Origin of the sequence: Pseudomonas sp. M1 (genome assembly GCF_022760135.1) — a bacterium.
Taxonomy (GTDB): Bacteria; Pseudomonadota; Gammaproteobacteria; order Pseudomonadales; family Pseudomonadaceae; genus Pseudomonas; species Pseudomonas citronellolis.
Window position 1 is genome coordinate 4118604 of record NZ_CP094343.1, and the last position, 19632, is coordinate 4138235.

The 19632-nt window shown below is 68.1% G+C and carries 18 protein-coding genes; 11 read left to right on the forward strand and 7 right to left on the reverse strand.

Annotated elements, in window-relative coordinates:
* The first annotated feature begins 97 nt into the window (after window positions 1–97).
* From PM1_RS18165 to PM1_RS18185, 5 genes are all read left to right on the forward strand, one after another.
* Window positions 98–1297, forward strand: coding sequence for an MFS transporter (locus PM1_RS18165; protein ID WP_009619497.1), 1200 nt, complete (start codon window positions 98–100; stop codon window positions 1295–1297).
* An 803-nt stretch (window positions 1298–2100) separates the two neighbouring features.
* Entirely contained in the window at window positions 2101–3381 is a 1281-nt protein-coding gene (locus PM1_RS18170; RefSeq protein ID WP_009619496.1) for an OprD family porin, read from the forward strand.
* A 331-nt stretch (window positions 3382–3712) separates the two neighbouring features.
* A complete protein-coding gene (locus PM1_RS18175) occupies window positions 3713–4231 on the forward strand; it encodes a sigma-70 family RNA polymerase sigma factor (protein WP_009619495.1) in 519 nt (172 codons plus the stop codon).
* Window positions 4232–4233: 2 nt separating this feature from the next.
* A complete protein-coding gene (locus tag PM1_RS18180; protein ID WP_009619494.1) occupies window positions 4234–5202 on the forward strand; it encodes a FecR family protein in 969 nt (322 codons plus the stop codon).
* Window positions 5203–5281: 79 nt separating this feature from the next.
* Window positions 5282–7717: a TonB-dependent siderophore receptor gene (locus tag PM1_RS18185; RefSeq protein ID WP_009619493.1), complete on the forward strand. Its 2436-nt coding sequence runs from the start codon at window positions 5282–5284 to the stop codon at window positions 7715–7717.
* Between the two features lie 48 nt (window positions 7718–7765).
* Here the strand turns inward: PM1_RS18185 and PM1_RS18190 are convergent, their stop codons facing one another.
* From PM1_RS18190 to PM1_RS18205, 4 genes are all read right to left on the reverse strand, one after another.
* Window positions 7766–8236, reverse strand: coding sequence for an arsenate reductase ArsC (locus PM1_RS18190; RefSeq protein ID WP_009619492.1), 471 nt, complete (start codon window positions 8234–8236; stop codon window positions 7766–7768).
* 28 nt (window positions 8237–8264) lie between these two features.
* The gene (locus PM1_RS18195; protein ID WP_009619491.1) at window positions 8265–9548 is read right to left on the reverse strand and encodes an arsenic transporter; all 1284 of its coding nucleotides are present in this window, start codon (window positions 9546–9548) and stop codon (window positions 8265–8267) included.
* Window positions 9549–9570: 22 nt separating this feature from the next.
* On the reverse strand, window positions 9571–9915 hold the full coding sequence (locus tag PM1_RS18200; protein WP_009619489.1) for a metalloregulator ArsR/SmtB family transcription factor: 345 nt from the start codon (window positions 9913–9915) through the stop codon (window positions 9571–9573).
* A gap of 115 nt (window positions 9916–10030) precedes the next feature.
* Complete coding sequence (locus PM1_RS18205; RefSeq protein WP_009619487.1) at window positions 10031–10696, reverse strand: M24 family metallopeptidase; 666 nt, start codon at window positions 10694–10696, stop codon at window positions 10031–10033.
* Between the two features lie 179 nt (window positions 10697–10875).
* Here PM1_RS18205 and PM1_RS18210 point away from each other — a divergent pair, with 179 nt between their 5' ends.
* Window positions 10876–11691 carry a protein phosphatase 2C domain-containing protein gene (locus PM1_RS18210; protein ID WP_009619485.1) on the forward strand — a complete coding sequence of 272 codons (816 nt, stop codon included), beginning with the start codon at window positions 10876–10878 and terminating at the stop codon, window positions 11689–11691.
* Between the two features lie 31 nt (window positions 11692–11722).
* Here PM1_RS18210 and PM1_RS18215 read toward each other — a convergent pair whose 3' ends face one another.
* Window positions 11723–12148, reverse strand: coding sequence for a VOC family protein (locus PM1_RS18215; protein ID WP_009619483.1), 426 nt, complete (start codon window positions 12146–12148; stop codon window positions 11723–11725).
* Window positions 12149–12196: 48 nt separating this feature from the next.
* Window positions 12197–12397, reverse strand: a complete 201-nt coding sequence (locus PM1_RS18220) for a hypothetical protein (protein ID WP_009619481.1) — start codon at window positions 12395–12397, stop codon at window positions 12197–12199.
* A 204-nt stretch (window positions 12398–12601) separates the two neighbouring features.
* Between PM1_RS18220 and PM1_RS18225 the strand changes: the two genes are divergently transcribed.
* Together PM1_RS18225 and PM1_RS18230 are read left to right on the forward strand one after the other, a co-directional pair.
* Window positions 12602–12760: a hypothetical protein gene (locus tag PM1_RS18225; protein ID WP_009619479.1), complete on the forward strand. Its 159-nt coding sequence runs from the start codon at window positions 12602–12604 to the stop codon at window positions 12758–12760.
* A gap of 8 nt (window positions 12761–12768) precedes the next feature.
* On the forward strand, window positions 12769–13392 hold the full coding sequence (locus PM1_RS18230) for a helix-turn-helix domain-containing protein (RefSeq protein ID WP_051878473.1): 624 nt from the start codon (window positions 12769–12771) through the stop codon (window positions 13390–13392).
* Between the two features lie 68 nt (window positions 13393–13460).
* Here the strand turns inward: PM1_RS18230 and PM1_RS18235 are convergent, their stop codons facing one another.
* Window positions 13461–13964 (reverse strand): hypothetical protein, encoded by a 504-nt coding sequence (locus PM1_RS18235; RefSeq protein WP_009619475.1) that lies wholly within the window; start codon window positions 13962–13964, stop codon window positions 13461–13463.
* 885 nt (window positions 13965–14849) lie between these two features.
* On the opposite strand from PM1_RS18235, the gene ssuD reads away from it, so the two are divergent.
* The 3 genes from ssuD to PM1_RS18250 all read left to right on the forward strand — a co-directional run bounded on the left by ssuD (window position 14850) and on the right by PM1_RS18250 (window position 19452).
* Window positions 14850–15986, forward strand: a complete 1137-nt coding sequence (gene ssuD / locus PM1_RS18240; protein WP_009619473.1) for an FMNH2-dependent alkanesulfonate monooxygenase — start codon at window positions 14850–14852, stop codon at window positions 15984–15986.
* Between the two features lie 86 nt (window positions 15987–16072).
* Complete coding sequence (locus PM1_RS18245) at window positions 16073–17602, forward strand: FAD-dependent oxidoreductase (protein WP_009619471.1); 1530 nt, start codon at window positions 16073–16075, stop codon at window positions 17600–17602.
* Between the two features lie 260 nt (window positions 17603–17862).
* On the forward strand, window positions 17863–19452 hold the full coding sequence (locus PM1_RS18250) for an ABC-F family ATPase (RefSeq protein ID WP_024128333.1): 1590 nt from the start codon (window positions 17863–17865) through the stop codon (window positions 19450–19452).
* Window positions 19453–19632: the final 180 nt, after the last annotated feature.

Sequence of the window (19632 nt, forward strand, 5' to 3'; positions counted from 1 at the left end):
TTCGTGCAAACCCCTCAGGTAGTTCGTTAGCTAGCTTTCCTACAAGCCGGCGGCGGTTCATCATGCTCCTCCCCTCTCCGCCCCGCTGTTCGTGTCCATGTCCGCCGATACCGCCATGCCCCGTTCCAACGCCGCCATCACGCTCGAGGTGGTGTCGGTGGTGCTGTTCACCTTTCTCGCCTACCTGACCATCGGCATTCCCCTGGCCGTGCTGCCGGGCTACGTGCATGGCGACCTGGGCTTCGGCTCGGTGCTGGCCGGGCTGGTGATCAGCGTGCAGTACCTGGCCACCCTGCTCACCCGGCCCTACGCCGGCAAGGTGATCGACAACCTCGGGCCCAAGCGCGCGGTGCTCTACGGCATGCTCGGCTGCGCCGGCAGCGGCCTGCTGATGCTGCTTTCGGTGTGGCTGCAAGGCATGCCGGCGCTGAGCCTGGGCTGCCTGCTGCTCGGCCGGATGATCCTCGGCACCGCCGAGAGCCTGGTGGGCACCGGCGCCATCAGCTGGGGCATCGACCGCGTCGGCTCGCTGCACACCGCCAAGGTGATCTCCTGGAACGGCATCGCCAGCTACGGCGCGCTGGCCGTGGGCGCGCCTTTCGGCGTCCTGCTGGTGCAGCACCTGGGGCTATGGAGCATGGGCGCGGTGGTGATGCTGCTGGCCGCCATCGGCTTCGCCCTGGCCTGGCCCAAGCGCGCCGCGGCCATCGTCCACGGCGAGCGCCTGCCCTTCCACCACGTGCTCGGCCGCGTGGCGCCCCATGGCACCGGGCTGGCCCTGGGCGGCATCGGCTTCGGCTGCATCGCCACCTTCATCACCCTGTACTACGCCAGCCGCGGCTGGGGCGGCGCGGTGTACTGCCTGAGCGCCTTCGGCGCCTGCTTCATCGGCGCGCGGCTGCTGTTCGCCAACGCCATCAACCGCCACGGCGGCTTCGCCGTGGCCATCGGCTGCCTGCTGGTGGAAAGCCTCGGCCTGCTCCTGCTGTGGCTGGCCCCGGGGCCCTGGTCAGCGCTGGCCGGCGCGGCGCTGACCGGCTTCGGCTTCTCCCTGGTGTTCCCCGCCCTGGGAGTGGAGGCGGTGCGCCTGGTGCCGGCTTCCAGCCGTGGCGCGGCGCTGGGCGCCTACTCGCTGTTCATCGACGTGTCCTTGGGCATCACCGGGCCGGTGGCCGGCGCCATCGCCACTGCCTGGGGCTTCCGTTCGATCTTCCCCTTCGCCTGCGTCGCTGCGCTGCTCGGCTTGGGTCTGAGTCTGTGGTTGCAAAGGCGCAATCGTGAAACGGGCTCGGGCTGAGCGGTGGTGTTGTTCAGTTAAGCGATTCGTTGGTTTGGGGAAGGTGCGCAATGCCGGCTTCGCTCCCTCACCCCGGCCCTCTTCCGGAGGGAGAAGGGGCTGTTCGTGCCACCGGAGCGTCCGGTGTGGCCGGTGAATCCAATCGCGGACGGAGTCCGCTGCTCCACCCACGCCATTCCCATTGTAGGAGCGCGCCCTGCGCGCGATTCGCGGGCAGGGCCCGCTCCTACAGTTTCGCCGTGAGGCATGGCGTATCCCCGTAGGAGCGGACTCTGTCCGCGATAGCCGGACGTATCGGCGCGATTCGCGGATGAGATCCTACACCTCCGGGAAAGCACGTTTTTTCGTAGGATGGCGTTGAGCGAAGCGATACCCATCCGTTGAGGCGCACCCCGGCGCAGTCGGCAAGACAGTTGCTCCTACGCCCGTGCCTCCCTGTAACCGAGCGGACTCCGTCCGCGATTCGGATTTCCAGAGAAACATCCGCGCACGCCGCCCCCCCTTCAGAAGGCCGAGCGAAACCGGCGCTCAGGAGGTCATGCGACATGCTCGGGCGGGCCTCCGTGGCGGGGAGTTCGCGAGGGTGGCCCGGCTCCGTCGGGCCCGTAACCTGCCATCGAAATTCCTGGATTTTATCCACGTTCTGCTATCATCCCGCGCCATCGGGGCCTGTGAGGGGCCTCGAGACATCCAAGAAACGCCAGCACCCACGCGTTGCCAGACCTGGATTGGAGCATCCGGGACGGCAGGCTTTTTCCCACGCTCGGGGGGCTGCGAATAAACAGACTGCAGGAAATAACAAAATGACTAACAAAGCGTTCAGTTTGCTTGCATTGGGGATCCTCGCTGCCAGCACCCAGGCCATGGCCGACGACCAGGCAGCCGCCAAGGGCTTCGTCGAAGACAGCCACCTGGACCTGTTCTTCCGCAACGCCTACATGAACCGTGACTACAAGCACGGTCGCGATGACAAGGCCGAGTGGGGCCAGTCGGCCACCGCCACCTTCACCTCCGGCTTCACCCAGGGCACCGTCGGCTTCGGCGTCGACGCCTTCGGCCTGTATGCCCTGCGCCTGGACGGTGGCAAGGGCCGCACCGGCGCCGCCGGCATCGACTTCTTCAAGCAGGACAGCGACGGCAACCCGGCCGACGACCTGGCCCGCGCCGGTGGCGCGGTCAAGGCGCGCATCTCCAACACCGTGATCAAGTACGGTGACCAGATGCCCAGCCTGCCGGTGCTGAGCTACGACAACTCGCGCCTGCTGCCGGAGAGCTACACCGGCACCCTGATCACCTCCAAGGAGATCGAGGGCCTGGAGCTGAACGTCGGTAGCTTCACCGAAGAAGCCCGCAAGAGCGCCGAAGGGCGCGACAGCGGCGGCCTGAAGCGCATCGACGTGTACGGCGGCAGCTACAAGTTCACCGACAACTTCAGCGGCTCGCTGTACGCCTCGGACAACAAGGACGTGGCGCGCAAGCAGTACATGAACCTGAACTACGTCATCCCGATGCAGGATGAGCAGTCGCTGACCTTCGACTTCAACGGCTACAAGACCAAGCTGAACAAGGACTTCGCCAACCTGAACTTCGGCGGCGACCGCGACAACACCATCTGGAGCCTGGCGGCCACCTACGCCATCGGCGCCCACTCGTTCATGATCGCCCACCAGCGCAACACCGGCGACACCGGCTACAACTACGGCTGGTACCAGAACGCCGGCGGCCTGGGCGACGGCGGCACCACCATCTGGCTGGCCAACTCCTACTGGTCGGACTTCAACGCCGAGGACGAGCGTTCCTGGCAGGCCAACTACAGCATCAACTTCGCTGAGTACGGCATCCCGGGCCTGAGCTACACCGTCGCCTACGTCTACGGCGACAACATCAAGACCTCGCAGACCAACAACGGCCACGAGCGCGAGATCTTCAACCAGGCCAAGTACGTCGTACAGAGCGGCCCGGCCAAGGACCTGTCGGTCAAGCTGCGCGGCTCCTGGGTACGCGTTTCCAACGACGCCCGCGAGTACAACGACGACGGCAACGAAGTGCGCATCTTCGTCGAGTACCCGTTCAGCGTGTTCTGATCGGCTTCGCGACCTGACGTGAACGGAAAAGCCCCGTGGCGCACGCCACGGGGCTTTTTTCATGCTCCCGACCGCGCCTCAGAAGATCGACAGGTTGTCGCTGGCGGTCGGGTGCACCTTATCCACGTCCCGCGCCCACTCCACTATTCGTAGTCGGTGCACTGGCGAGAGTCTTTATAACCTTGTTCCAGAGCGGTTCGCGCCGGATTCCAGAGGCATCGGTGACCTCACCCCGGCACCGCGTCCCTACGATTCACCGCCAAGGAAATTGCTGAAAGCCACCGGCCTCCTTACAATTGATATGAATTATCAATTGCATTTGCCTGCCGACATGCACAAGCCAGCCGATCCGCCGCGTCGCACCGTGCACGAGCTGTACCTCGACCACCATGGCTGGCTGTTCGGCTGGCTGCGGCGCAAGCTCGGCTGTCCGCAGAATGCCGCGGACATTTCCCACGACACCTTCATGCGCATCCTCAGCGCCCCCGACTGCCTGGCCGACATGCGCCAGCCGCGCGCCTACCTCAGCACCACCGCGCGCCGGCTGGTCATCGACGAAGCGCGGCGCAAGCGCCTGGAGGCCGTCTACCTGGAAGAACTGGCGAGGCTGCACGAGCACAACGAGGGTTCGCCCTCCCCGGAGCGGATCAACGCCACCCTGGAGCTGCTGGAAATCCTCGCCTTCGCCCTCGAAGGGCTGGGCGAGAAGGCGCGCCAGGCGTTCCTCATGCGCTACCTGGGCAACCTCTCGCAGGGCGAGATCGCCGAGCGCATGGCGATCTCCGAACGCATGGTGCGGCGCTATCTGGTACAGGCGCTGGTGCACTGCAACCAGGCGATGGACGTCTGAACATGACCGACGAACGCATGCTGGAAGAAGCCGCCGACTGGCTGCTGCGCCTGGAAGAAGACGACTGCTCCGCCGCCGAACGCCAGGCCTTCGCGCACTGGTGCGCCAGCGACCCGCAACGCGGCCGCGCCATCGAGCAGATGCGTGGCCTGATCGGCCAATTGCAGGGCCTGCACGAGGAACGCGATGCGGTCCAGGCGGCCCTCTCCAGTACCCTGGCGGCGCCACGCCGGCGGCGGCCGGGTGCCCTGGCCGGGCTCGGCGCGGCGCTGCTGGGCCTGTCGCTGCTGCTGGCGGCGAGCGGCGACTGGCGCCACTACTGGCTGGCCGACCTGCGCACCGCACCGGGCGAGTGGCGCCGCGAACGGCTGCCGGACGACTCGGTGCTGCTGCTCTCGGGCAACAGCGCGGTGGACCTGCACTACGACGGCGGCCAACGCAGCGTCGAGCTGCTGCGTGGCGAGGTACTGGTGGAAGTGGCGCCGGATACCAAGCGGCCGTTCCGCGTCACCACCGAGGACGGCAGCATGCGCGCGCTGGGCACCCGCTTCGTGGTGCGCCGCGAGGAGCACGACACCCTGCTGAGCATGCTGCACTCCCGCGTTGCGGCGCAAAGCGCCGACGGCTCCCGCACCCTGGAAGTGAGCGCCGGCGAACAGGCGCGGCTGAGCCACGACGACGTCTGGCTGGTCGGCAAGGTGGAGCCGGCGGCGGTCGAACAGGCCTGGCAGCAGCGCCAACTGGTGGTGCACGACGCGCCCCTGGGCGAGGTGCTCGCCCAGCTGTCGCGCCAGCAGCGCGGCTACTGGCGCTACGACGCCGCGGCCCTCGACGGCCTGCGCATCTCCGCGGTGCTGCCGCTGGACGACAGCGAGCGCGCCCTGGCGCTGATCGAGGACAGCCTGCCGGTGAAGGTGCGGCGCTTCACGCCCTGGCTGCTGTGGATCGATGCGAAACAGGCCCGGGAATGATTCGCGGGTGAGAGGGGTTCCGCTTTTTCCGGGCCGTCCGTCAAGGAAGAAGCCAACCCAGAAACGGAGCTTCCACCCAATGTCATCCCTTCGCTATCCCACCCGGCGGGCCGCCCTGGCGCCCCTGGTCCTGGCCATGCAACTGGCGCTGCCGCTGTGCGGCATCGCCGCCCTGCCCCTGGCCGCCCACGCCGAGGCCGCCAGCTTCGACATTCCCGCCGGCGACCTGGGCGAAAGCCTCAACCGCTTCGCCCAGCAGGCCGGCGTCGCCATCCTCTACCGCACCGCCGACCTCAAGGGCCTGCGCTCACCGGGACTCAAGGGCCGCTACGAGGTCGAGGAAGGCTTCGCCCGCCTGCTCGCCGGCAGCGGGTACCAGGCCAGCCAGGGCGAGCACGGCTACCGCCTGGTGAAACAGGGCGAGGTGCTGGAAATGGGCGCCACCAACGTCATCGGCCAGGAGCCTGCCGCCACCACCGAGGGCAGCGGCTCCTACACCTCCGGCGCCGTGACCCTGGGCAAGGGCGTGCAGCGGCTCAAGGACATCCCGCAGTCGGTGACGGTCATCACCCGCAAGCAGATGGACGACCAGAACACCGAGACCATCTCCGACCTGGCCAAGCGCACCCCGGGGCTGACCGCCACCAAGTCGCCCGGCTCGGGGCTGTTCATCTTCTCCCGCGGCTTCAGCATCGACACCATCCAGTACGACGGCGTGCCCATCCCGCGCAACACCTACTCGCTGGGCAGCTACCTGACCGAGGACATGAGCTTCTACGACCGCGCCGAGGTGCTGCGCGGCCCGGCAGCGTTGCTGCAGGGCGGCGACAGCCCCGGCGGCGCGCTCAACCTCGTGCGCAAGCGCGGCCAGCAGAAGACCACCGTCAGCCTGACCGGCAAGGCCGGCTCCTGGGACCGCTACGGCATGCAGCTGGACGCCGGCGGCCCGCTGAACGAAAGCGGCACCCTGCGCGGCCGCACCGTGGTCAGCTACAACGACAGCGACTCCTTCATCGACTACGTGCGCGGCTGGAACCAGACCGTCTACGGCGCCGTGGACTATGACTTCACCCCGGACTTCACCGTCGGCGTCGGCGTGGCCAACCAGAAGGGCCATTCGCGCCCGCCCATGCTCGGCCTGCCGCGCTACGCCGACGGCGGCAACCCCGACTGGTCGCGCTCCACCTACGTCGGCGCCGCCTGGAACCGCTCCGACAACGACCAGACCAGCGTCTTCCTCGACGCCACCTACCGCCTCAACGACGACTGGCGGGTGAAGGCCGCCAGCGTGTACATGAGCGAGCACAACGGCGCCACCTACCAGGCGCTGTGGGACGCGCTGCCCACCGATGGCTCCACCGACAACACCTACATCGACTGGAGCACCGACTTCACCACCCACAGCAAGGGCCTGGACCTCTACCTGGACGGCCAGTTCAGCGGCCTGGGCTTCGAGCAGAGCTTCCTCATCGGCGGCAACTACTCGCGGATCAAGACCGACGACCGCTGGGCCCGCGCGCCCACCTTCGGCGCCGACTCGTCGAACGTCGACCACCACCGCCCGATGCCGGACATCTACGACCTGGCCAGCCGCGGCCTGGGCCGGCTGACCGACTACGACGTGGTGCAGAAGGGCCTCTACTCGCGCTGGTCGATCAACCTCACCGAGCCGCTGAAGCTGATCCTCGGCGCGCGCACCAGCTGGTACGACTACACCTACGGCGCCGAGACCTTCGCCCACAGCGGGCGCAGCGAAAGCACCACCACCAGCACCGGCAAGGTCTCGCCCTATGCCGGCCTGGTCTACGACCTGAACCCGCAGTGGGCGGTCTACGCCAGCTACACCGACGTGTTCCAGCCGCAGACCGACCGCACCGCCTCCGGCTCCATCGTCGAGCCGATCACCGGCAGCAACTACGAGCTGGGCCTGAAGGGCGAACTGTACGACGGCGCGGTCAATACCTCGCTGGCGCTGTTCCGCTACGACCAGGAGAACCGCGCGACTCTCGACCTCAACGGGCCCATGGACTGTGACGGTTGGTACTGCTCCAAGCCCTCGGGCAAGGTGCGCAGCCAGGGCCTGGAAGCGCAGATCAGCGGCGAGGTGCTGAGCGGACTGCAGCTGATGGCCGGCTACGTCTACAACACCACCAAGTACCTCAAGGACAACGACTACAAGGACAAGGTGTTCAGTACCTGGACGCCCAAGCACCAGCTCAAGCTGTGGGGCGACTACACCCTGCCGGGTGACTGGAACCGCGTGTCCCTGGGCCTGGGCACCACTGCCGTCAGCGGCACTACCTCGTACGACCACAAGTTCGACCTGCCCGGCTACGCCATCTGGGATGCGCGGGTTGCGTACAAGCTGAGCGACGAGATCACGGTGGCAGCGAACATGAACAACCTGTTCGACAAGAAATACTACGTGCCCGCGTACAACACCATCGACTACAACAACTACTACGGCGACCCGCGCAACGTGATGTTCAGCGTGAAATACACGCCGCAGCTCTGAGCCATGCCCCACGCCCGCCACGGAGGTCGCCCTGCGTGGCGGGCGCGCTCAGAGGTCGCCGATCCGCGCCAGCTCGCGCTGCAGCCCGTCGCGCTCCAGGCTGGCGAAGGGCAAGGCGAAGAAGGCCCGGCAGCGTCGCTCGATGTGCGCCAGGGTGGCGCGGAAGGCGTCGTCCAGCTGCGCTTCGTCGCCCTGCGCCGTGGAAGGGTCCTGCAGGCCCCAGTGGGCTTTCAGCGCCGGGCCGAAGTACAGCGGGCAGGCTTCGCCCGCGGCCTTGTCGCAGACGGTGATGACGATGTCCGGCGGGTTGTCCGCGAAGGCGTCGTTGCCCTTGCTGCTCAGGCCTGCGGTGGCGATGCCGGCACGCTCCAGCGTCGCCAGGCTGCGCGGCAGCACCTGTCCGCCGGGAAAGCTGCCGGCGCTCACCGCCTCGAAGCCTTCCGGGGCCAGGTGGTTGAACAGCGCTTCGGAAAGGATGCTGCGGCAGCTGTTGGCCGTGCACATGAACAGGACTCGCATGCAGAACTCCTCCGCTTCGTGGCGGACGTCAGAGGCTCAGGCGCAGCGCCAGGGCCGAGAGGGTGACGAGCAGGACCGGCAGGGTCAGCAGGATGCCGACCCTGAAGTAGTAGCCCCAGGTGATGCGGATGCCCTTGCGCGCCAGCACGTGCAGCCAGAGCAGCGTGGCCAGGCTGCCGATGGGGGTGATCTTCGGCCCCAGGTCGCAGCCGATGACGTTGGCGTAGATCATCGCCTCGCGGACCACGCCCTCGGCGGCGCTGGCCTGGATCGCCAGCGCGCCCACCAGCACGCTGGGCATGTTGTTCATCAGCGACGACAGCGCCGCCGACAGCAGGCCGGTGCCCAGGGCTGCGGCCCACACGCCCTGCCCCGCCAGGCCGTCCAGCAGGCGGGTGAGGAAGTCGGTGAGGCCGGCGTTCTTCAGGCCGTAGACCACCAGGTACATGCCCAGGGAGAACACCACCACCTGCCAGGGCGCCTCGCGCAGCACCCGGCGGGTGGAGATCACATGGCCGCGGGCGGCGACGGCGAAGAGCACCGCCGCGCACAGCGCCGCCACCGCGCTGACCGGGATGCCCAGCGGCTCCAGGGCGAACAGCCCGAGCAGCAGCGCCAGCAGCATCCAGGCACCGACCGCGAAGGTGGCCGGGTCGCGAATCGCCTCCCGCGGCGCCGGCAGCTGGTCCACGGCATAGCGCTGCGGCAGGTCGCGGCGGAAGAACAGGTACAGCGCCAGCAGCGTCGCGGCGACGCTGGCCAGGTTCACCGGCACCATCACCGCGGCGTACTCGGCGAAGCCCAGGCCGAAATAGTCGGCGGAAACGATGTTCACCAGGTTCGACACCACCAGCGGCAGGCTGGCGGTGTCGGCGATGAAGCCGGCGGCCATGACGAAGGCCAGGGTCGCCGCCGGCGAGAAGCGCAGCGCCAGCAGCATGGAGATGACGATGGGGGTGAGGATCAGCGCCGCCCCGTCGTTGGCGAACAGCGCGGAAACGGCGGCGCCCAGCAGCACGCAGAAGGCGAACAGGCGCCGGCCGCTGCCGCCCGCCCAGCGCGCCACGTGCAGCGCCGCCCAGGCGAAGAAGCCGGCCTCGTCCAGCAGCAGGCTGATGACGATGACCGCGATGAAGGTGGCGGTGGCGTTCCAGACGATGGCCCAGACGGTGGGGATGTCGTGCAGCGACACCACGCCCAGGGCCAGGGCGACCAGCGCGCCGGCGCTGGCGCTCCAGCCGACGCCCAGCCCCCTGGGCTGCCAGATGACGAGGACGAGGGTGAACAGGAAGACGGCAGCGGCGAGCAGCATCGAGGCGGGTTCCGGGAGGGGTTCAGCAGCAGCTGGCGCGCACGGGGCGGCCATCCATGTCGCGCAGGCGGGCGGCGCTTTCCTTCAGCCAGTCGGCGTTGGCCTGCAGGGTGACGCGCAGCACCTCGTGGACCCAGGCGGGCAGCGCCGGGTTGAGGCGGTAGTACACCCACTGCCCCTGGCGGCGGTCGAGCAGCAGCCCGGCAGCACGCAGCTGCGCCAGGTGGCGGCTGACCTTGGGCTGGCTCTCGCCCAGCGCGCACATCAGCTCGCAGACGCACAGCTCGCCCTGCTCGGCGATCAGCAGGGTGGCGCGGGCGCGGGTCTCGTCGGCCAGGCACTTGAAGACTTCGGGGGGCGCGATCATCGGGGGCACCAGAACATATGGAAATCCGAATATACGGATTTCCATATGTTAAAGACAACTCCGGGCGCGCCTTCAAACGCCCCCGGAGGTTGCCGCCGAGGGCACCCGCCTTGCGTCAGGCCAGCAGGTCCTCGTAGAAGGCCCCGTAGGGCTTGTGCGGGTGGGCGATCTGGATTTCCAGGATCCACAGCCCGCCGTTGGGGTGCTCGGCGTAGTCGCCCAGGTCGCCGGCGCGGTAGATGGCGTGGGGGAAGTCGCTGACGCGGTGGCCCTTGATGTCCAGGTTGAGTTTCCAGCCCAGCGCCTCGGCCTGGGCATGGGCGAAGTCGTACAGCGCCACGCCGCTGCAGCGGGTGTCGCGCCAGTGCGCCTCGACGCGCTGGAACAGCTCCCTGGCCGCCGCCGCGCAGGCCGCCATCTCGGCGTCGTCGCCGACCACGAAGGTGGCCCCGGCGTCGCCTTCGTGGCCGCGCCAGACCACGCCCATGTCGATGAAGAAGATGTCGTTCGCGCCCAGCACAGGGTCGCCGTCGGAGCGCTGCTTGAAGGTCTTCAGGGTATTGGCGCCGAAGCGGATCAGCAGCGGGTGCCAGATGCGCTCCATGCCCAGCTCGGCCAGCACCTGCTTGCCGATGGCGGTGGCCTCGGACTCGCTCATCCCCGGGCGGATGGCCGCGGCGATGGCGTCCACGGCCTCCCAGGTGCGGGCCTGGGCGTATTTCATCAGTTCTGGCGCATAGTTCGCGCCCACGGCTTCCTTGGCGTACACGGCGGTATTCATTCGGGCAGTCTCTGCGGAGTCCTCGGGGTTTCGCTGTATAGAATTGTGCATAGCGAACCCCGGATGCAACCCGCACGGGGTGGACAGCACGCCGCCCGGCTGACAGGCTCTGCCCTTGGCCGGTGCCGAACCCCGTGCCGGCAGCCAGACACCCACGCTCGACGGGAGAAACCCTGCCCATGCACTTCGATCTGCTCCAGGTCCTCAGCCTCGCCGGCAAATTGGACGTTCCCAACGACGACCGCATCGGCTGCGCCGAGCGGCATGCCTGGGTCATCGACGGGGCGACCGACCTCGGCGAACCGGGCCTGCTGGGCGAGCGCGGCGGCGCCGCCTGGCTGGCCGCGTCCGCGCACCGCGCCTTCGCCACGGCCTCCGGCAAGCTGGCGAACCTGTGCGAAAGCGTCTTCGACGCGGTCGCCGACGACTATCGGCGCGACCGCCGCCGCGAACCGGTCGCCGCCTGGGAACTGCCGCGCGCCTCGTTCGCCGCGGTGGCGATAGAGGGCGACAGCCTCGCCTGCGGCTTCCTCGGCGATTGCGTGGTCATCCATCGCAGCGCCACCGGCGTGGCCTTCCTGACACCCGTGCCGGACCGCGCGGAGGAGCTCGCAGAAGCCGCCGCCCTCGGCCCTGGCGCTGGTGCCGGCGGCGTGCGCACGCCTCACGTGCTGGCCGACCGCCGCTCCGCCCGCGAACGTCCCCGGGCCGTGCTGGGCGTGGATGCCGCCCAGGCCAGGGCAGACCTGCGCCAGGCCCGCGCGCCCCTGGCCCGGGGCGACGACCTGCTGCTGATGAGCGACGGTTTCGCCGCGCTGCTCGACACCTACGGCGCCTACGATGCCGCCGGCCTGGTCGCGCGCGTGCTCGAACACGGCCTGGGGCCGCTGGCGGAAGAACTGCGCGGTATCGAGCAGGACGACGCAGCCTGCCTGCGCTACCCGCGCTTCAAGGCCAGCGACGACGCCTCGGCGATCTGGCTGCGGGTCGGCTAGGCGGGCGGCATGATGCGCCTGCTGCCCTGAGCTACCTGGCGAACAGCTGGCCGATGTCCTTGAACGCCTTGAACTCCAGGGCGTTGCCGCAGGGGTCGAGGAGGAACATGGTCGCCTGCTCGCCCACCTGGCCCTTGAAGCGCACGTAGGGCTCGATCACGAAGCGCACGTCGAATGAACGCAGGCGCTCGGCCAGCGCTTCCCACTGCTCCCAATCCAGCACAATGCCGAAGTGCGGCACCGGCACGTCGTGGCCGTCCACCGGGTTGCAGTGGGCGCTTTCCTGGGACGCGGTGCGCGGGTGCTCGTGGATCACCAACTGATGGCCGTAGAAGTCGAAGTCTACCCACTGGTCGCTGGAGCGGCCCTCCTCCAGGCCGAACACCTCGCCGTAGAAACGGCGGGCGGCGGGCAGGTCGTGGACGGGAATGGCGAGGTGGAAGGGGCGAAGGCTCATGGGGGGCTCCTGGCGGTGGCGTGGAATGCTTTCAGCCTAGGCCAATCGTCAGCACGGTTCCGGCAGCGGTAACGACGTGTCGGAGTCCAGGCTGTCCGCCCAGGCCTGGACGGCCTGATGATCGATTACCCGGCCGGCATCCACATCGGCCAGGGCCTCGCGGGTCAGGCGGCTACGCTCGTCCACGCGTTCCGCCGGTTCGACGGGAACCTGGGCGGTGACAGAGCGGGTCTTGCCGGTGGTGGCCATGCCAATTGCCTCCTGCTCAGACAGAGTCGTTTCGATTGAAGATCGATCGTAACCAATAAAGGCAAAGCATCAAGCGCCCCCTACAGGCGAGGGAAATGCTTAGTCCTATAAGTGCTTAATAAATGAAAACTCAGTATTTATGGTTCTAACATTGCCCCGGCTAGGCTAGCCCCATCCTTCACCGCAGTTCCCTGAGGAGTCGCCATGGACCGCACCGACAACGTCATCGACCTCGCCCGCTACCGCACCCGCCGCCAGGCGCGGCGCATGGCCGAGCTGATGTGGGCGATGTACGCGAGCCGCGCCGGCTTCGGCGCCGCCCAGTGGGTGCAGCAGCGCGACAACGGCATCCGCGAGGCCTGAACGTGGGCCTGCCGCTTTCCAGCGACGCCACCGAGGCGGGCCTCGAAACCGCCCCGGCGGCGGCCGACGACCCCATCGGCCAACGCGTGGCCCACAACCTGCTGCGCCTACGCGGCAAGCGCAACCTGTCCCTGGACGGTCTGGCCCGGCTGTCCGGGGTGAGCCGGGCGATGCTGGCGCAGATCGAATCCGGACGCAGCGTTCCCTCGATCAAGGTGCTGTGCAAGATCGCCCAGGGCCTGAAGGTCTCGGTGGCGGCCTTCCTCGACGACCGCGCCTTCGACGGCGTGGCCCTGCTGCCGGCGCGCGAGAGCAAGCGCCTGGTCAGCGGCGACGGCGCCTTCGTCAGCCGCGCGCTGTTCCCCTTCGACGTCTCGCGCCAGGTGGAATTCTACGAACTGCGTCTGGCCGGCCTGGCCATCGAGCACTCCGCCGGCCACGCCCCCGGCACCCAGGAAAACCTGGTGGTGGCCCAGGGCGTGCTGGAGATCGCGGTGAACGAAGAACGCTTCCTGCTCGGCACCGGCGACTCCATCCTGTTCTACGCCGACCAGCCGCACAGCTACCGCAACCCGGCCGACAGCGAGGCCGTGGCCTACCTGGTGACCACCTACGCCGAACGCCTGGACTGAGGCGGCGGCACAAAGCAAAAGGCCCGGCGGGTTTCCCCATCGGGCCTTTGTCGTTCAGCGCGCCGCGGTCAGCAGGTGCAGCACATCATCGGCATGCCGTTGCAACTCATCATCATCGGCATGCCGCATTCCATCATCTTGTTCATCAGCATGCAGCAGTTCTTGAACATCTCCATGTTCATGCCCTGCATCGGCATCATCTTGCACATCATGGCGTCGCCCTGCATGGAGCACTCCATCATGCACTTCATCGACGGCATGGGCATGCCCATCATCATCGGCATCATGTTCATCATGCCCATCATCGGCATCATCGCCATGCCGGTCTGGGACATGCACATCATCGACATGTTGCCGCAGTGCATCATCATCGGCATGCCGCAGTTCATCATCATCGCCATCATTTCCGCATTGTTGCGGAACATGGCCGCGTCCATGCCCATGGCCGGCATCATCTTGCACATCATGCCGTCGTCCTGCATTTCGCACTGCATGGTCGCCATCATCATCGGCATGCCCATCATGGGCATCATCGGGTTGGCGTTCATCGGCATCTGCATTGCATTCATCATGGTGGAACTCCCTGAACTGGACGGAATGGGTAACTGCTGATGAGGCCGATTCTAGGGAGGCCGGCGAACCGGACAAGCTGGCGGCCCAGCGCCGGTTCGCTTCGCCCGCCACGGCGAAACGCCCGGTGCCGCGGAGCCTTTCGGCGTGGTGACGACGGATTCGACGTCATGGCAGCGACAGTTGCTCAAGCGGCAGGGAAAACCACGGGATGGATATGCATTCCAGTGCTTAGCCAATAACCGTAGTGAATAAAGAGTCTAAGCCTCGACCACTTTGGCTGCCTCTGCATCCAGCAACTGTCCTGCCCGCGCCGAAATGCTCTTCGTAGGATGGGTTGAGCCTGCGAAACCCATGCGGTGGCGGTGATGGGTATCGCTTCGCTCGACCCATCCCACGATGGCGTTTCTCCGCACCTTGTAGGAGCGGATTCATCCGCGATTCCGCCGGCAGGGCGGACAAGGCCCAGGCCAACCTCGGCGACGCCGGGGATCACCGCTAAACGGCGGATAACGCGGAGCGTTATTCGCCCTACGTGTGCACCACGAGGCACGGCATGTCCCCGTAGGATGGCGTTTCTCCTGCGCCAGCAGGAGCCAGCTGTCCGTAGACCAACAGCGATCCAGCAATCTGTCTGCCCAGCAACAGCGCGCCACCGCCCGCAGCTCGCCAGGCCCCGCGCCACGGCGCCTGCGTCGCTGGCATGGGGCTTGCCTGACAGCCGCTAGCGCTTCAACGGCTCCCACTGCGAATCCCACGCCCGCATCCCTGCGCGGCGTCGGCGCCTTCCGCGAGCGTTCAGCGTTCGCCCCATTCCAACAAGACTCCCCGCCACGCGTGCACCCATGGGGCCCTGCCCCTTTCGACGATGGCAACGAGGACACATCATGAGTCTGGACATCTTCTGGTTCTTGCCCACTTCCGGCGACACCCGCTACCTGGGCCATTCCGACAGCGGCCGCCCGGCGACCAACGAATACATGCGGCAGATCGCCGTGGCCGCCGACCAGCTCGGCTACGACGGCCTGCTGATCCCCACCGGCGCCAGCTGCCTCGACCCCTGGGTGACCGCCGCCAGCCTGGTGCCGGTGACGCGGCGCATCAAGCTGCTGGTGGCGCTGCGCACTTCCCTGGGCAACCCCACCGCCTCGGCGCGCCAGGCAGCCACCCTCGACCAGGCCAGCGGCGGCCGCCTGCTGCTCAACGTGGTGCCCGGCGGCGACGCCACCGAGCTGGCCGCCGACGGCGTCTTCTATTCCCACGACGAACGCTACGAGGCCTCCGACGAGTTCCTCGGCATCTGGCGGCGCCTGCTCGGCGGCGAGACCGTCGACCACGACGGCAAGCACCTGCAGGTGCGCGGCGCGCAGAACTTCTTCCCGCCCGTGCAGAAGCCCTACCCGCCGCTGTACTTCGGCGGCTCCTCGCCCGCCGCCCATGAACTGGCGGCCAAGCACGTGGACGCCTACCTGACCTGGGGCGAGCCGCCGGCGGCGGTGGCCGAGAAGATCGCCGACGTGCGCCAGCGCGCCGCCCGCCATGGCCGCACGGTGCGCTTCGGCGTGCGCCTGCACGTGATCGTCCGCGAGACCAACGAGAAGGCCTGGGCCGCCGCCGAGGAGCTGATCAGCCACCTGGACGACGCCACCATCGCCGCGGCCCAGGCCAACTACGCGAAGATGGATTCCGAAGGCCAGCGGCGCATGGCCGCGCTGCACGGCGGCGACCGCAAGCGCCTGGAAGTCGCCCCCAACCTGTGGGCCGGCGTCGGCCTGGTGCGCGGCGGCGCCGGCACTGCGCTGGTCGGTGACCCGCAGACGGTAGCGGCGCGCCTGCTGGAGTATGCGGCGCTGGGCGTGGACAGCTTCGTGCTGTCCGGCTACCCGCACCTGGAAGAGGCCTACCGCTTCGCCGAACTGGTGTTCCCGCTGCTGCCGGGCAAGGGCCGGGTGACGGTGGACGGCGTGGTCACCGGCGGCGCCTTCGACGTGCGCGCGGGGCAAGGCAAGGAGCACGCGGCCTGACCGCGCCTCGACGAGCGTAGGCGCCCGCCCGAGCGCGGGGGGCTATCCTGAAGCGGTGACCTTCAGGAAAAGACGAGGAGAGAGCGATGAGCGACCATCCATCGTCCCCGCCCGGCCCCGACTTCGCCCAGGGCGTGCCCCTGGCGGACATCACCGAAGGCAGCCCGCTCGCCGGCCACGTCGGCGGCGAAGCGGCGCTGCTGGTGCGCCAGGCCGGGCAACTGTACGCCATAGGCGCCACCTGCCCGCACTACGGCGCGCCCCTGGCCGAGGGCCTGGTCGACGGCGACACCCTGCGCTGCCCCTGGCACCACGCCTGCTTCCGCCTGCACGACGGGCGCCTGCTCGCCCCGCCGGCGCTGGACGACCTGCCGCGCTGGCAGGTGGACTGCCGCGACGGCAAGGCCTACGTCGGCGCGCCCTTGCCCGTTGCTCCGGCAGACCTGCCAGCCGGCGCCCAGCCACCGGCCTCGGTGGTGATCATCGGCGGCGGCGCCGCCGGCAACGCGGCGGCCCTCGGCCTGCGCCACGAGGGTTACGACGGGCCCATCACCCTGCTCAGCGCCGACCCCGCCGCGCCCTACGACCGGCCCAACCTATCCAAGGACTACCTGGCCGGCAGCGCCGACCCCGCCTGGCTGCCGCTGCGTTCGGCGGACTTCTATACCAGTCAGCGCATCGAGCTGCGCTGCGACACCCGCGTCAGCCACATCGACACGGCGCACAAGAAGCTGACCCTCGCCAGCGGCGAAGAGCTGGACTACGGCGCCCTGGTGCTGGCCACCGGCTCGGCGCCGGCGCGCCTGGACGTGCCCGGCGCCGACCTGCCCCACGTCCGCGTGCTGCGCAGCCTCGCCGACTGCGACGAGCTGATCGCCCGCTGCGCCACGGCCCGCCGCTGCGTGGTGGTGGGCGCCGGCTTCATCGGCCTGGAAGTGGCCGCCTCGCTGCGCAGCCGCGGCCTGGACGTGCAGATAGTGGCGCCCGGCGCGCGGCCCATGGAGAACGTTTTCGGCGAGGCCCTGGGCGACATGCTCCGGGCCTTGCACGAAGCCCATGGCGTGGGCTTCCATTTCGGCGCCGAGGTCACGGCGATCGAGGCGCAGCAGGTCAGGCTGTCCACTGGCGGCACGCTGCCGGTGGACCTGGTGGTGATCGGCATCGGCGCCCGCCCCGAGCTGGAGCTGGCCCGCGACGCCGGCCTGAAGCTGGACAAGGGCGTGCTGGTGGACGCCTGGCTGCGCACCAGCGCCGCGGACGTCTATGCCGTGGGCGACATCGCCCGCTGGCCGGACGCCCGCAGCGGCGAGGCGATCCGCGTGGAGCACTGGGCGGTCGCCGAGCGCCAAGGCATGACCGCGGCGCGCAACATCCTCGGCCACGCCCAGCGCTTCACCGCGGTGCCCTTCTTCTGGACGCACCAGTACGACACCACCATCGACTACGTCGGCCACGCGCAGCACTGGGACCGCGTGGACATCGACGGCGACCCCGCCGCCCACGACTGCCGGGTGACCTACTGGCGCGACGGCAAGGCGCTCGCCGTCGCCACCGTGGGGCGCGACCGGCAGAGCCTGGAAGCCGAGGCCGCCTTCGAGCAGCAGACGCCCGGCTGACGGCTGGCCACCACCGCAAAGCGACCCGCCATGCAAGGACAGGCCCACCTATGAGATAATCCGCGGCCTGTCCGGCATGTCCCCCGCCCTTCAAGCGCAAAAGCCTGGACATCGCGTCCAGATGCTGCCCTTCGCGCACGTCCGCTGGATTCCCCCGGCGCCCATGGTAACGGGCCCGGAAAGCCAACATTGGTATCGAATCGGTATCGGCCCGCTGCCAGACCGGCCCAGCGGCTCGCCAGTCATTGATAGGTAAAACTTTGATTTCCACAGCGAACATCACCATGCAGTTCGGCGCCAAGCCGCTGTTCGAGAACGTTTCCGTCAAGTTCGGCAACGGCAACCGCTACGGCCTGATCGGCGCCAACGGTTGCGGCAAGTCCACCTTCATGAAGATCCTCGGCGGCGAGCTGGAGCCCTCCTCCGGCCAGGTCATGCTGGAAAACGGCGTGCGCCTGGGCAAGCTGCGCCAGGACCAGTTCGCCTACGAGGACTTCTCGGTGATCGACACCGTGATCATGGGCCACGAGGAACTGTGGAAGGTCAAGGCCGAGCGCGACCGCATCTACTCGCTGCCGGAAATGAGCGAGGACGACGGCATGGCCGTGGCCGAGCTGGAAGTGCAGTTCGCCGAGTTCGACGGCTACACCGCCGAGTCCCGCGCCGGCGAGCTGCTGCTGGGCCTGGGCATTCCCCTGGAGCAGCACTTCGGCCCGATGAGCGCCGTGGCCCCGGGCTGGAAGCTGCGCGTGCTGCTGGCCCAGGCGCTGTTCTCCGACCCGGACCTGCTGCTGCTCGACGAGCCGACCAACCACCTGGACATCAACACCATCCGCTGGCTGGAAAACGTCATCACGGCGCGCAACAGCACCATGATCATCATTTCCCACGATCGTCACTTCCTGAACAGCGTCTGCACCCACATGGCCGACCTGGACTACGGCGAGCTGCGCCTGTTCCCGGGCAACTACGACGAGTACATGACCGCCGCCGAACAGGCCCGCGAGCGCCTGCTGTCGGACAACGCCAAGAAGAAGGCGCAGATCGCCGAGCTGCAGACCTTCGTCAGCCGCTTCTCGGCCAACGCCTCCAAGGCCAAGCAGGCCACCAGCCGCGCGCGCCAGATCGACAAGATCCAGCTGGAAGAGGTCAAGCCGTCCAGCCGCGTCAGCCCGTTCATCCGCTTCGAGCAGTTCAAGAAGCTGCACCGCCAGGCGGTGACCCTGGAGAAAGTCAGCCAGGGCTTCGACGGCGTGCCCCTGTTCAAGAACCTGAGCCTGCAGGTGGAAGCCGGCGAGCGCATCGCCATCATCGGCCCCAACGGCATCGGCAAGACCACCCTGCTGCGCACCCTGGTCGGCGAGATGCCGCCGCAGACCGGCGAAGTGAAGTGGACCGACAGCGCCGAGGTCGGCTACTTCGCCCAGGACCACGCCGAGGACTTCGAGGACGACTACAACCTGTTCGACTGGATGGCCCAGTGGACCCAGGGCGGCGAACAACTGGTGCGCGGCACCCTTGGGCGCATGCTGTTCTCCAACGACGACATCAAGAAGTCGGTCAAGGTGATCTCCGGTGGCGAACAGGGCCGCATGCTGTTCGGCAAGCTGATCCTGAAGAAGCCCAACGTGCTGGTGATGGACGAGCCGACCAACCACCTGGACATGGAGTCCATCGAGGCGCTCAACCTGGCCCTGGAAAACTACCCGGGCACGCTGATCTTCGTCAGCCACGACCGCGAGTTCGTGTCCTCCCTGGCCACCCGCATCATCGAGCTGTCGGAAAACGGCGTGACCGACTTCAGCGGCAGCTACGACGACTACCTGCGCAGCCAGGGCGTGATCGTCTGATGCCACCCGCAGGGGATGCCGCGCCGGCATCCCCTGCCCCTCCCCTCCCCGCAACACCCTCTCCCACCGTCGATCCGCCGCCCCGCACGCCGTGAAATTGGCGCGTACCCTGCAAGGATGTCCGCACCGCGGCGGCCGGCCGCGCCCAGGCGCCCGGCAACGCCCGTTCCAGAGGCTGCG

What these genes read in the sequence shown, in the direction of transcription:
- PM1_RS18165 (WP_009619497.1), top strand. Translation starts at nt 98, where the DNA reads ATGTCCGCCGATACCGCCATGCCCCGTTCCAACGCCGCCATCACGCTC.
- PM1_RS18170 (WP_009619496.1), top strand. Translation starts at nt 2,101, where the DNA reads ATGACTAACAAAGCGTTCAGTTTGCTTGCATTGGGGATCCTCGCTGCC.
- PM1_RS18175 (WP_009619495.1), top strand. Translation starts at nt 3,713, where the DNA reads ATGCACAAGCCAGCCGATCCGCCGCGTCGCACCGTGCACGAGCTGTAC.
- PM1_RS18180 (WP_009619494.1), top strand. Translation starts at nt 4,234, where the DNA reads ATGACCGACGAACGCATGCTGGAAGAAGCCGCCGACTGGCTGCTGCGC.
- PM1_RS18185 (WP_009619493.1), top strand. Translation starts at nt 5,282, where the DNA reads ATGTCATCCCTTCGCTATCCCACCCGGCGGGCCGCCCTGGCGCCCCTG.
- PM1_RS18190 (WP_009619492.1), bottom strand. Translation starts at nt 8,236, where the DNA reads ATGCGAGTCCTGTTCATGTGCACGGCCAACAGCTGCCGCAGCATCCTT.
- PM1_RS18195 (WP_009619491.1), bottom strand. Translation starts at nt 9,548, where the DNA reads ATGCTGCTCGCCGCTGCCGTCTTCCTGTTCACCCTCGTCCTCGTCATC.
- PM1_RS18200 (WP_009619489.1), bottom strand. Translation starts at nt 9,915, where the DNA reads ATGATCGCGCCCCCCGAAGTCTTCAAGTGCCTGGCCGACGAGACCCGC.
- PM1_RS18205 (WP_009619487.1), bottom strand. Translation starts at nt 10,696, where the DNA reads ATGAATACCGCCGTGTACGCCAAGGAAGCCGTGGGCGCGAACTATGCG.
- PM1_RS18210 (WP_009619485.1), top strand. Translation starts at nt 10,876, where the DNA reads ATGCACTTCGATCTGCTCCAGGTCCTCAGCCTCGCCGGCAAATTGGAC.
- PM1_RS18215 (WP_009619483.1), bottom strand. Translation starts at nt 12,148, where the DNA reads ATGAGCCTTCGCCCCTTCCACCTCGCCATTCCCGTCCACGACCTGCCC.
- PM1_RS18220 (WP_009619481.1), bottom strand. Translation starts at nt 12,397, where the DNA reads ATGGCCACCACCGGCAAGACCCGCTCTGTCACCGCCCAGGTTCCCGTC.
- PM1_RS18225 (WP_009619479.1), top strand. Translation starts at nt 12,602, where the DNA reads ATGGACCGCACCGACAACGTCATCGACCTCGCCCGCTACCGCACCCGC.
- PM1_RS18235 (WP_009619475.1), bottom strand. Translation starts at nt 13,964, where the DNA reads ATGATGAATGCAATGCAGATGCCGATGAACGCCAACCCGATGATGCCC.
- ssuD (WP_009619473.1), top strand. Translation starts at nt 14,850, where the DNA reads ATGAGTCTGGACATCTTCTGGTTCTTGCCCACTTCCGGCGACACCCGC.
- PM1_RS18245 (WP_009619471.1), top strand. Translation starts at nt 16,073, where the DNA reads ATGAGCGACCATCCATCGTCCCCGCCCGGCCCCGACTTCGCCCAGGGC.